Origin of the sequence: Amycolatopsis sp. 195334CR, from assembly GCF_017309385.1 — a bacterium.
Taxonomy (GTDB): domain Bacteria; phylum Actinomycetota; class Actinomycetes; order Mycobacteriales; family Pseudonocardiaceae; genus Amycolatopsis.
In genome coordinates this window covers 217,179-229,522 of sequence record NZ_JAFJMJ010000001.1, presented here as the reverse complement: position 1 = coordinate 229,522, position 12,344 = coordinate 217,179, and the positions used below count along the sequence as shown (strand labels likewise).

Below are 12,344 nucleotides of genomic sequence, written 5' to 3'. Positions count from 1 at the left end.
AAAGCGCATTCAGAAAGCGCATTCAGGCCGGGAAGCGCACCTTCGGGTGTGGTCGCAGGACGGAGGGTCATGGTCACGCGAACCCCGACCGAGGGACTCGGGCAGTCGGTGGGAGATTCACCGGACGGCGTCGCCGAACGGGCGCGGCCCGGTGCGGGCGATCGGCTGCTCCGCTTCCTGGAACGGTCTTGGCGGCCGTTCGTCCTGCTGGCGTTGCTGTTCGCCGGCTGGTGGGCGATCACCGCGGCGGAACTGGTGGAGCCGTACGAAGTCGCCTCACCGGGCGTCACGCTCGAAACGATCCTCGCCAAACCCGACTACTTCCTCGACCACGCCTGGACCACCACCTACGAAACCCTGCTGGGCTTCGTGATCGCCACGGTGATCGGCGTGTTCGCCGCGGTGATCATGGTGTACTCCACCACGATCGAGAAGAGCCTCTACCCGCTGCTGCTGTTCGCCCAGGTGATCCCGAAGATCGCCGTCGCGCCGCTTTTTGTGGTGTGGCTGGGTTTCGGGCTCGGCCCGAAGGTGATCGTGGCGGTGCTGATGGCCTTCTTCCCGGTGGTCATCTCGATGGTCACCGGCCTGAAGTCGATCGACCCGGAAATGCTGGAACTGTCCGCCACCATGGGTGCCAAGCCGTGGCAGACCTTCTGGAAGATCCGCTTCCCGGCTTCGCTGCCGCACCTGTTCTCCGGGCTGAAGGTGGCCGCCACGATGGCGGTGACCGGGGCCGTGGTGGGTGAGTTCGTCGGTTCCGAGGAGGGACTCGGCTTCATCATCCAGCAGGCCAACGGGAACTTCGACACCCCGACGCTGTTCGCCGGACTGGTGATCATTTCGCTGATGGGTGTGCTGCTCTTCCTGATCGTGGAATGGCTGGAGGCGCTCGTGCTGCCGTGGCACGCCAGCCGCCGGTCCGACAACGTCACTACAACGCTGTAGAGAAGAGGCGTTCAGAATGAAACTCCGCGCACTCGCCGCAGGAGCCGCCGCGGTGCTGCTGCTGGCCACCGGTTGCGGTGGCTCGGAAACGCCGCAGTCGACCAGTGCCGACGGCAAGACCCTGGACAAGGTCACGCTCACGCTGAACTGGTACCCGTACGGCGAACACGCCCCGTTCTACTACGGCAAGAACAAGAAGATCTTCGAAAAGCACGGGATCGACCTGGAAATCCGAGCCGGTCAGGGTTCGCAGAAAACGGTGCAGGCCACTTCGGCCGACCAAACCGATTTCGGCTGGGCCGACACGCCCGCGTTGCTGGCCGGCGTCGGGCAGGGAATGAAGGTCAAGAGCGTCGGCGTTTTCCTGCAGACGACGCCCTCTTCGGTGCAGTTCTTCTCGGACAAGGGAATAGCCACACCCGCCGATCTCAAGGGGAAGAAGATCGCCAGCACCGCCGGTGACGCGCTGAGCAAGACCTTTCCCGCCTTCCTCAAGGCGAACGGACTCGCCGAGGGCGACGTGACCCTGCAGAACACCGACGCGGCGGGCAAGATGGCCGCGGTCATGTCGGGGCAGACCGACGCGCTGCTCGGCTACGCCACCGACCAGGGCCCGACCATGCAGGAGAAGGCGGGCAAGCAGGTCTCCTACCTCCGCTTCGCCGAGCACGGGCTGAGCTTCTTCTCCAACGGCCTGCTCACCTCGCAGAAAACCCTCACCGAGCGCAAGGACCTGGTGCAGCGCATGGTCACCGCGTCCAGTGAGGCGTGGACCGCGGCCAAGGGCGACCAGGCCGCCGCGGTGGACGCGATGCAGGGCTCCTCGGAGCAGCTGCCGTCGAAGACCGTGCTGACCGAGCAGTTCGCCAAGACCCTGGAACTGCTCAACACCCAGGCCACGCAGGGCAAGGCGCCGGGGGTCAACGACGAGACCGACTGGCGCAAGACGATCGAGATCTTCGCCGGCGCCGGCGTGATCCAGAAGGCCGAAGAGCCCAGCGCCTACTGGGACGGCGCGCTCGCCCCGAAGGGATGACCGACGACATGAGCACGGCTGAAGCCATGCCGATCACGCCCACCGGCACCGGGCACGCGGTCGAACTGACCGACGTCGCGGTCCGCTTCCGGACCAAGAAGCGGGACGTCACCGCGCTGCACGAGGTGACGCTGAAGGTCGAGCCGGGCGAGTTCGTCGCCATCGTCGGCCCGTCCGGCTGCGGCAAGTCGACCCTGCTGAAGCTGGCCTCGGGCCTGCTCAAGCCGTCGACCGGCGGGGTGCGCGTGCTCGGCGCCGAGGTGACCGGGCCGCGCCGCGACATCGGTTACGTGTTCCAGCGGGCGGCACTGCTGGAGTGGCGCTCGGCCCGCAAGAACATCCTGCTGCAGGCGGAGATGCGCAAGATGGAGCCGGGGGCGGCGCGGCGCCGGGCGGACGAGCTGATCGAGATGACCGGCCTGGCCGGCTTCGAGGACGCTTACCCGCACGAGCTGTCCGGGGGTATGCAGCAGCGCGTGGCCCTGTGCCGGGCGCTGCTGCACCGGCCGCCGGTGCTGCTGATGGACGAGCCCTTCGGCGCGCTGGACGCGCTGACCAGGGAGCAGATGAACGTCGAGCTGCGGCGCATCTGGCAGGAGACCGGCACCACCATCCTGCTGGTCACGCACTCCATCGCGGAGGCGGTCTACCTGGCCGACCGCGTGGTGATGATGACCGCGCGGCCGGGCACCATCGCCGGCGTGGTCGACGTGGACCTCCCGGTCGAGCGCGACTACGCGCCGACCATGGCCGACCCGGAGTTCGCCAGGGCGACCAGGGTGATCCGCGACCACCTCGGCTCCGCCGCCGCGGCCGACTGATCCACCACTTCTTCTCACCGCACCGGAAAGGGCTGGCTGATGGCCGGGATTGAACAGCGGTCGATCGGGATCGTGATGAACGGCGTGACCGGCCGGATGGGGTACCGGCAGCACCTGCTGCGGTCCATCCTGGCCATTCGCGAGCAGGGCGGGCTCCGGCTCGCCGACGGCGCCGTGCTGCTGCCCGAGCCGATCCTGGTCGGGCGCAGCGAGGCGAAGCTCGCCTCGATCGCCAAGGACCACGGCGTCGACCGGTGGACCACCGACCTGGACGAGGCGCTGGCCCTGCCGGACACCGAGATCTACTTCGACGCCCAGGTGACCAGCGCGCGGGCGGACGCGATCAAGAAGGCGATCGCGGCGGGCAAGCACATCTACACCGAGAAGCCGACCGCCGAGCACACCGAGGGCGCGCTGGAGCTGGCCAGGCTGGCCCGCGACGCCGGGGTCAAGGCCGGGGTGGTCCAGGACAAGCTGTTCCTGCCCGGTTTGCGCAAACTGAAGCGGCTCGTCGACGGCGGTTTCTTCGGGCAGATCCTCTCGGTGCGCGGTGAGTTCGGCTACTGGGTGTTCGAAGGGGACTGGCAGGAGGCGCAGCGGCCTTCGTGGAACTACCGCGCCGAAGACGGCGGCGGAATCATAGTGGACATGTTTTGTCATTGGCGGTACGTGCTGGAGGAGATCTTCGCCGGCGTGCGGACCGTCCAGTGCCAGGGTGCCACCCACATCCCGCAGCGGGTCGACGAGGCCGGGCAGGCTTATGCCGCCACCGCGGACGACGCGGCCTACGGCATCTTCGAGCTCGAGGGCGGCATCATCGCCCAGGTCAACTCGTCCTGGGCGACCCGGGTGTTCCGCGACGAGCTGGTCGAGTTCCAGGTGGACGGTACCGAGGGCAGCGCGGTGGCCGGGCTCCGGCGCTGCCGCGTGCAGCACCGCTCGATGACGCCGAAGCCGGTGTGGAACCCGGATCTCCCGGCCGGCCAGGACTTTCGCGCCCAGTGGCAGGAGGTCCCGGACAACGAACAGTTCGACAACGGATTCAAGGTTCAGTGGGAGCTTTTCCTGAAGCACGTGGTTTCGGGTGAGGAATTCCCGTGGGATTTCCTCGCCGGCGCGCGCGGGGTCCAGCTCGCTGAACTGGGATTACAGGCCTGGCGCGAGGGCAGGCGTCTTGACGTTCCGGATTTGAAGCTGTAGGTATTGCGTGAAGTCTGTTGCCCCGAATGCTCGATTGACTTCAAGGCATCCGAATCTAATGTCTTACAGGGGTAACTGATAGCGCTTTCTTTCAGATTCTTGAATAAAGCTCAACCGGAACTAAAACGACGCTGAAACGGAAGAGGTCCTCATGTTCGGTCTCAGTCGTGCCCGCAGCAGGTCCCTGGCCGCGCTGACGCTGGCCGCGGCCAGCTCCAGCCTGGGCCTGGTCGCGCTGGCCACCCCGGCGAGTGCCGGTTTTGTCACCTTCTGCGAGGGCAGCGGCGGTGCGGTGACCGTGCCCGGCGAGCTGCGCGTGGCAACGGGCAAGTCGTGCGTGCTGGACGGCACCAGAGTCACCGGCTCGGTGACCGTGGAGCCGGGAGCGAACCTGGTCGTCACCGGGGGCACCTTCGACGGTGGTGTCGCGGTCTCCGACGACGCCTTCTTCGACGCGCAGGGCACCAAGATCGCCGGTGACGTGGTGCTCACCGACGCCTACGGCACCTTCCTCTCCGGTGGCCCGGTCGGCGGCAACGTCAAGGTCGCCGCCGCGGCCCACCCCGAGCGCTCCACCTACGCCTTCCTCAGCGGTGCCGAGGTGGCCGGTGACGTCACCTCCACCGTCGGCGAGGTGTACGCGGAGAACTCGGAGTTCGCCAAGTCGGTCACCGGCACCGGGGTGTCCTACCTGGACCTGACCAACGTGGTGGTGGGCGCCAACCTGAGCGTCTCCGGCGCCACGCTGGGCTCGGTGTTCTGCGGTGGTGAGGTCTACGGCAACGCCACCTACACCGGCAACTCGCACACCCTGCAGATCGGCGCCGACGGCCCGGTCATCGGCTGCACGCAGGCCAGCTACTGGGGCGGGAACGTCACGATCTCCGACAACACCGCCGACGTGCGCGTGAGCAACAACATCATCCGGGGCAACCTCGCCGGCACGGGCAACTCCCCGGCTCCGACCGGAGCGGACAACCGCGTGCGCGGCACCGTCTCCGGGCAGTTCGAGAACCTGTCCGCGTCCGCTTCCGGGTTCGCCGCCCGGTCGGCCGCGGTCAGCCCCGAGGCCGAGGCCCAGGCCAAGGTCGACCAGCGCCGTTCCGCCGCCGAGAACGCGGCCGCCGTCGCTGGGCCCGCGCAGCTCTGAACTAGACACACCGCGCTGAACGGGCTGGGGAAGTAGCTCCAAACCGCGGTACGGCACCCGCCAGGTGCCGTACCGCGGCTTCGCAGCGAACGCCAACAGAGAGGTTGGACCCCGTGATGCGGTTGAAGTCCCGTGCGAAAAAAAGGTGGTCGGCACTGGCCGGGCTGCTGCTGGCCACGGCCATGGCGGCGGCGCTGACCGCGGCCCCGGCCGCGGCACAGGCCAGATTCGCGGTACTGGTGTTCTCCAAGGTCACGAACTTCTACCACGACTCGATCCCGGCCGGGATCGCGGCGATCGAGAAGCTCGGGGCCGAACAGGACTTCGACGTCGAAGCCACCGACGACGCCGCCGCGTTCACCGACGCGAACCTCGCCCGGTTCGACGCGATCATCTTCAACAACACCAACTCCACGCCGGAGAAGGGCGATCTGCTCAACGCCGAGCAGCGCGCCGCCTTCCAGCGGTTCATCCAGGCCGGTGGCGGTTACACCGGCATCCACGCGGCTTCGGCCAGCGAGCGCGACTGGGCCTGGTACGAGGGCCTGGTCGGCGCGATCTTCAGCCACCACCCGGCCCCGCAGGTCGGCCGGGTCAAGGTGCTGGACCGGGTGCACCCCTCCACAAAGGACCTTCCGGAGGTCTGGGAGCAGACCGAGGAGTGGTACAACTGGAAGGTCAACCCGACCGGCAAGGTGCACACGCTGGCCCAGATCAAGATGGGCGACGGCCTCCCTGGTCTGGACCAGGGCCTGGAGCACCCGTGGTCGTGGTGCCAGAACTACGACGGCGGCCGCTCCTGGTTCACCGCCGGCGGGCACGCCAAGGAGAAGTTCAGCGATCCGCTGTTCCTCAAGCACCTGCTCGGCGGCATCGAGTGGGCCTCGGGCGCCAAACCCGGTGAGTGCGGGGCCACCCAGAACAAGAACTTCCAGCGGGTGCCGCTGCAGACCCAGGGCCTGGCCGACCCGTTCGAGCTGGCCGTCGCCCCGGACCGCCGGGTGTTCTACATCCAGCGCACCGGCGCGCTGAAGATCATCGACCAGCAGACGCTGAAGGTCAGCACCGCGCTGGACTTCCAGTACAGCTCGGACATGACCAGCCAGTCGGACGGGCTGCTCGGGCTCACGCTGGACCCGGACTTCGCCGAGAACAACCACCTGTACCTGCTCTATTCGGACAAGGTGGAGAAGCGGCTCAACGTCTCCCGCTTCACCGTCACCGGCAACACCGTCGACCTGGCCAGCGAGAAGCGGCTGCTGGAGGTGCCGACCTTCCGCGGTGAGGGCCGGGCCAACTCGCACATGGCCGGTTCGCTGGCGATGGGCAAGGACGGCAACCTCTACATCGCCACCGGCGACAACACCGACCCGTTCGCCTCCGACGGCTTCTCGCCGATCGACGAGCGCGAGGGCCGCCGGGCCTGGGACGCCCAGGGCACCGCGGGCAACACCAACGACCTGCGCGGCAAGGTCCTGCGGATCACCCCGCAGCCGGACGGCACCTACACCGTGCCCGAGGGCAACCTGTTCCCGCCGGGTACCGAGAAGACGCGGCCCGAGATCTACGTGATGGGGATGCGCAACCCGTTCCGGATCACCGTCGACCCGCAGACGAACGCGCTGCTGGTCGGTGACTACGGCCCGGACTCGCGCAGCGCGAACCCGAACCGCGGACCGGAGGGCACGGTCGAGTTCGACCGGATCACGAAGGCGGGCAACCAGGGCTGGCCGTTCTGCGTCGGCAACAACACCCCGTTCAACGACTGGGACTTCGCCACCAACACGAACAAGGGCAAGTTCGACTGCGGCAAGCTGGTCAACGACTCGCCGAACAACACCGGCCTGACCGAATTGCCCCCGGCCACGCCCGCGTGGATGTGGTACGCCTACTCGGCTTCGGCGGAGTTCCCCGAGCTGGGCACCGGCGGTGGCGGCCCGATGGGTGGCCCGGTCTACGACTACAACCCGGACAACCCGCTGGTCACCAAGTTCCCCGAGTACTTCGACGGCAAGTGGCTCAACTACGAGCTGACCCGCAAGTGGTTCAAGGCGATGTCGGTGCAGCAGGCCGATCAGACCTTCACCGACCCGAAGTTCCCCCCGGTCAAGGCCGGTGACCTGAACTCGATCAACGGCATGCTCGGCGGGATGAGCTGGATCCAGCCCTTCGAGGCGGAGTTCGGCCAGGACGGCTCGCTGTACGTGATCGACTTCGGCGAGGGCAGCGGTACCGGTCGCGGTGGCAGCAACGAGGGCGCCGGCATCTACCGGATCGACTACGTGGCGAACGGCCGCGCGCCGTCGGCCAAGGTGACGCCTTCGGTGGACAACGGCCGCGTGCCGCTGACGGTGAACTTCTCCAGCGAGGGCACCGGCGGTGGGGACGGCGAGCCGATCACCTACGCCTGGGACTTCGACGGCGACGGCACGGTCGACTCGACCGAGCCGAACCCGACGCACGTCTACACCGAACCCGGCCGCTTCGACGCCCGGCTCACGGTGACCAGCACGACGAACGACCTCACCGGGGTCGCGGTTGCCGAGATCACGCCCGGCAACACCCGGCCCGAGGTCAAGGTGAGCACGCCGGTGCACGGCGGCATGTTCGACTTCGGGGACAGGATCCCGTTCACCGTCGAGGTCACCGACCGCGAGGACGGCCGGATCGACTGCTCGAAGGTGGTGGTCCAGTCCCAGCTCGGGCACGACACGCACCTGCACCCGATGGACAACGTGACCGGCTGCACCGGCACCGTCCAGACGGACGCGGGCGGCAGCCACGGACCGGGGCAGAACCTGTACGCCGCGCTCAGCGCCACCTACACCGACGCCGGTGGCCGCGGCGCGCCGAGCCTGGTCGGGTCGGCGCACCTGACGCTCGAGCCGAAGCGCAAGGAGGCCGAGCACCACGAGGGCACCGGCGGGGCCAACGGCGGGGCGCAGACGATCAGCAACAGCGGCGCGTCCGCGGGCAAGCGGCTGGGCGAGATCGAGCACGGTGACTGGGTCGCCTACGACCCGATCAACCTCAAGGGCATCGGCTCGGTCACCGTCGGCGCCGGTTCCGGTGGGCTCGGCGGCACCATCGAGTTCCGCGCGGACTCGCCGACCGGGCAGCTGCTCGGCTCGGTGTCCATCCCGAACACCGGTGGCTGGGGCAACCTCGTCTCACCGACCGTGCCGCTGACCGATCCGGGTCGTCCGGTGAAGCTGCACGCGGTCTTCGTGAACCCGGACTGGGCACCGGACAAGGCGGACCTGCTCTCGCTGGACTGGGTGCAGTTCAACGGACAGGGCACGACCCTGCCGGGCATCAACGCCGAAGTGGCGGTGAGCGCGACCCCGGCGTCGGGTGCGGCGCCGCTGACCGTGGCGCTGAGCGCGAAGGTCGCCCCGCCCGCCGGTCGCACGATCGCCGAGTACCACTGGGACTTCGGCGACAACACCAAGGCGGACGGCCAGACCGCGAGCCACGCGTACCCGCGCAAGGGCAGCTACACCGCCCGGCTGACCGTGGTGGACGACACCGGGGTCACCAGCAACGGCCACGTCGTCGTCACCGTCAACTGAGTCACGGTCAACTGAAGGGAGCAGCTGTGGAATCACGTCGTACCTTTCTGAAGCTGGCCGCCGGCACGACCGTGGCCATGGGGCTGACCAGCGGGATCGCCGCGGCCGAGCCGTTGCACGCGGTGCCGCTGGACCACATCGGCATCCAGCTGTACACCGTGCGTTCGCTGATGACCACCGACGCGCAGGGCACGCTCGACGCGCTCAGCGCGATCGGGTACGCCACGGTCGGGGTCAGCGGGACCTACGGGCACACCCCGCAGGCGTTCCGCGCGATGCTGGACAAGGCCGGGTTGCGGGCGGTGCTCACGCACACCAGCTGGGACGCCATGCGCGCCAACGCGGTCAAGGAGATCGAGACCGCGCGGGTGCTCGGGGTGCGGTACCTCGTCGTGCCCTCGTTGCCGGGTTCGCTGCAGACGGTCGCCGGGTACAGCCTGGCGGCGTCGGAGTTCGGCAAGTGGGGCGTGCTCGCCCGGAGTGCCGGGCTGAAGTTCCTGTTCCACAACCACGGCGTCGACTTCAAGGTGGTCGACGGCCGGGTGCTCTACGACATCCTGGTCGAGGAAACCGATCCGCGGTTCGTGAACTTCGAGCTCGACATCTACTGGATCTACCACGGCGGGCAGGACCCGCTGGCGTACTTCGCGCGGTACCCGGGCCGGTTCCCGGTCTACCACGTGAAGGACATGGCGCCCAACGGCTCGTTCGAGGACGTCGGGTACGGCACGCTCGACTGGCCGAAGATCTTCCGCCAGTACGAGCAGTCCGGGATCCGGGAGTACGTGGTCGAGCACGACCAGCCGAAGGTGCCGCTGGAGTCAGCGGCGCGCAGTCACGAGTACCTGCGGACCGTCCGCTTCTAGCGGCCGGTCGGCGGCAGCCCACCTCACCGCCGGGCCCATCGCGAGCCCGGCGGTGAGGAAGGCACCACCGAGCACCAGCCAGCCGAGCGTGCCGCCGGAGAGCACGAGCGTGGTCAGCACCAGCGGCCCGATCATCCTGGCCACGGCGAAACCCGAGCCGAAGAAGCCCTGGTACTGGCCGTGCTTGCCGTCCGGGGCCAGCGCGAAGCTGATCTCCCAGGCACCCGAGGCCTGCATCATCTCGCCGAGCACCTGGAGCGCGGCGGCACCGAGCAGGATGAGCGCCGCCGTCCACGGGCCGGTCCCGGCGGCCGAGAAGGCGAACACCCCGCACGAGGCGAGCAGCAGCACGCCCGCGTACCGGACCGTGCGGCTCGCCGAGGTCAGGCTCGTCACGCGACGAGCGACGCGGACCTGGAGCAGCACCACGCTCACCGTGTTGAGCACGAGCAGCCCGGAGACCGTCCAGCTGGGCGCCTGCGTGCGCTCGACTATCCACAGTGGAATCGCCAGCCCGATCATCGGGATGTGCAACTGCATGACCAGGTTCAACAGCGACACCAGGGCGTACGGCTTGTCCCGCAGCACGGCCAGCCGCGGCTCGCCCTTGCTCCTGGCCGGGCCCGGCGGGGTCGGGGGCAGCCGGAGGAGCAGCAGCGCGGCGGCGAGGAACCCGGCGACGTCCATGGCGAACACCGCGAGGTACGCGCCGCGCGTGTCGGCGTAGAGCGCCAGCCCGCCGAGCGCGGCGCCGACCGCGAGCCCGGCGTTGGTGCTCGACTGCAGGTAGGCCCGCGTGGCCGTGCGGTCGGCCTGGTCGACCAGCGCGGCGAGCAGCGCCTGCCGCGCCGCCGACAGTCCACATTGCATCGAGGCGTAGACGCAGGCTGCGAGCACGAAGGCGACGAACGAGCCGATGAAGACGAACGCGCCGACCGCGGCGGCGGTGGCCAGCGCGAGCACCACGGCCGTCGCTTTCGGACCGCGCCGGTCGGCGAGCGCGCCCAGCGGCACGCTCGCCAGGAACCCCGCCGCCCAGCCCGCGGTCAGCCCGAAGCCGACCTCGGTCGCCGACAGGCCCACCACCCGGGTGAAGTACAGCGCCGAGGTGACGTAGAAGGCGCCGTCACCGAAGGAGTTGATCAGCTGGGCGAGCGCGAGCACGCGAGGTGGTCCAGGCTGGGGGAGAACGCTCATGGCAGCAACGGTAGGAGCCGCATTGGCCAGGCAGAAGGTCCAATAATGACCGGGATCGACTGGGCCGATTTGCCGCGTCCGGAATAGCCGGGCGCGCCGAGGCGTCTGTGCTGACCAGAGAACCTGTACGGAGAGGAGCTTTTCCATGCTGTTCGGTGACGAGCACGTCCGCCGGTACGAGGAGACCGACGGGGAAGAAGGGCACGACTGGCAGAAGGGCGCGCCCGTGCTCATCCTCACCACGAAGGGCCGCAAGACCGGGCAGGACCGCAAGTTCGCGCTGATCTACCAGGAGCACGAGGGCGACTACGTGGTGGTCGCGTCCAAGGGCGGCGCCGACGCGCACCCCGGCTGGTACCTGAACCTGCAGGACAACCCCGAGGTCAAGGTGCAGGTCAAGGCGGACAGGTTCACCGCGCGGGCGCGGACCGCCGACGAGCAGGAGAAGGCGGTGCTGTGGCCGAAGATGGCGGCGGTGTGGCCCGACTACGATGACTACCAGAAGAAGACCGACCGGCCGATCCCCGTGGTCGTGCTGGAACGCCAGAGCTGACTTCATCGTGCAGGGAGCGCAGGACCCATGTCTCAGGACTCGACCGTCGAGGTCGCCGGATTGCTGGCCAAGCTCGCCGAAGCCGAACGGCAGGCGGAGCGGGGTGAGCTGAACCCGGCCGAGATCCCGGGGCTGGTCAGGGCTCAGCGCATCGTGCGCGAGCTCGCGGACTGGCCGGTGGAAGCCGACTCGGACCGCTAGGCCCGGCGTGCTGCGCAGGAAGAACCTTCGGTGGACCCCGCTCGATTCCGGGCGGGGTCCCTTCACGCTTCGCCAGGCCGTCGCGCTGACCAGGCGGTTCCCCCGCCGCCGGCGCGGTTTCTTCTACGGGCTGGCGATCGACGTCATCTGGCCGATGCTGGTGTTCGGCACCCGGCAGAGCTTTCGCGGGACCGAGCACCTGCCCGCGTCCGGCGGGGTACTGGTGGCCTCGAACCACCTGTCCTACGCCGACCCGACCACGCTGACCGCGTTCTGCCTGTCGGCCGGCCGGGTGCCCCGGTACCTGGCGAAGGCCGACCTGTGGCGGTTGCCGCTGGTCGGGTCGATCATGTCCGGCGGCGGGCACATCCCGGTCCACCGCGGCAAGCCGACCGCGTCGGGTGCCTACCGCGACGCGGTGGGCGCGGTCCGGCGCGGCGAGTGCGTGGCGATCTTCCCCGAGGGCGGGTTCTCGAAGGACCCGGAGCACTGGCCGGTCCGCGGCAAGACCGGGATCGCCAGGATCGCGCTGGAGACCGGGGTGCCGGTGGTGCCGGTGGCCAACTGGGGGACCCACGAACTGCTGCCGCAGGGCAGCGCGGTGCCGCGGTTCTTCCGCCGGCCCCGGGTGCAGCTGGTGGCCGGGCCGCCGGTCGAGCTGTCCGACCTGGTCGGCGCGGACCCGACGGCGGCGGTGCTGCGGGAGGCCACCGACCGGATCATGGTGGCGGTCACCACCCTCCTCGGTGAAGTCCGCGGCCAGACCCCACCCGTCACCCGATAGGGGCTAGTGGTTACCG

At 68.9% G+C, this 12,344-nt stretch carries 11 protein-coding genes; 10 read left to right on the top strand and 1 reads right to left on the bottom strand.

The annotated features are described in order from the left end of the window. Positions 1-69: 69 nt before the first annotated feature. From JYK18_RS01100 to JYK18_RS01070, 7 genes are all read left to right on the top strand, one after another. On the top strand, positions 70-948 hold the full coding sequence (locus JYK18_RS01100) for an ABC transporter permease (protein WP_206799408.1): 879 nt from the start codon (positions 70-72) through the stop codon (positions 946-948). A gap of 16 nt (positions 949-964) precedes the next feature. Next, entirely contained in the window at positions 965-1,984 is a 1,020-nt protein-coding gene (locus JYK18_RS01095) for an ABC transporter substrate-binding protein (RefSeq protein ID WP_206799399.1), read from the top strand. Between the two features lie 8 nt (positions 1,985-1,992). Then, positions 1,993-2,805 carry an ABC transporter ATP-binding protein gene (locus JYK18_RS01090; RefSeq protein ID WP_242578899.1) on the top strand — a complete coding sequence of 271 codons (813 nt, stop codon included), beginning with the start codon at positions 1,993-1,995 and terminating at the stop codon, positions 2,803-2,805. A gap of 39 nt (positions 2,806-2,844) precedes the next feature. Continuing rightward, entirely contained in the window at positions 2,845-4,005 is a 1,161-nt protein-coding gene (locus JYK18_RS01085) for a Gfo/Idh/MocA family protein (protein ID WP_242578898.1), read from the top strand. A gap of 151 nt (positions 4,006-4,156) precedes the next feature. Next, complete coding sequence (locus JYK18_RS01080; RefSeq protein WP_206799388.1) at positions 4,157-5,155, top strand: hypothetical protein; 999 nt, start codon at positions 4,157-4,159, stop codon at positions 5,153-5,155. Between the two features lie 116 nt (positions 5,156-5,271). After that, positions 5,272-8,727 carry a ThuA domain-containing protein gene (locus tag JYK18_RS01075; RefSeq protein WP_206799386.1) on the top strand — a complete coding sequence of 1,152 codons (3,456 nt, stop codon included), beginning with the start codon at positions 5,272-5,274 and terminating at the stop codon, positions 8,725-8,727. Between the two features lie 26 nt (positions 8,728-8,753). After that, positions 8,754-9,593: a sugar phosphate isomerase/epimerase gene (locus JYK18_RS01070; RefSeq protein WP_307795745.1), complete on the top strand. Its 840-nt coding sequence runs from the start codon at positions 8,754-8,756 to the stop codon at positions 9,591-9,593. Here the strand turns inward: JYK18_RS01070 and JYK18_RS01065 are convergent. Beyond that, a complete protein-coding gene (locus JYK18_RS01065; protein ID WP_206799384.1) occupies positions 9,549-10,790 on the bottom strand; it encodes an MFS transporter in 1,242 nt (413 codons plus the stop codon). The two genes, JYK18_RS01070 and JYK18_RS01065, sit on opposite strands and share 45 nt — an antisense overlap. A gap of 145 nt (positions 10,791-10,935) precedes the next feature. Here JYK18_RS01065 and JYK18_RS01060 point away from each other — a divergent pair, with 145 nt between their 5' ends. From JYK18_RS01060 to JYK18_RS01050, 3 genes are read left to right on the top strand one after another with little or no spacing between them, the layout of a single operon-like run. Next, the gene (locus JYK18_RS01060; protein WP_206799382.1) at positions 10,936-11,343 is read left to right on the top strand and encodes a nitroreductase family deazaflavin-dependent oxidoreductase; all 408 of its coding nucleotides are present in this window, start codon (positions 10,936-10,938) and stop codon (positions 11,341-11,343) included. Positions 11,344-11,370: 27 nt separating this feature from the next. Then, positions 11,371-11,544, top strand: coding sequence for a hypothetical protein (locus tag JYK18_RS01055; protein WP_206799380.1), 174 nt, complete (start codon positions 11,371-11,373; stop codon positions 11,542-11,544). A gap of 7 nt (positions 11,545-11,551) precedes the next feature. Then, on the top strand, positions 11,552-12,328 hold the full coding sequence (locus JYK18_RS01050) for a lysophospholipid acyltransferase family protein (RefSeq protein ID WP_307795744.1): 777 nt from the start codon (positions 11,552-11,554) through the stop codon (positions 12,326-12,328). Positions 12,329-12,344 lie beyond the last annotated feature (16 nt).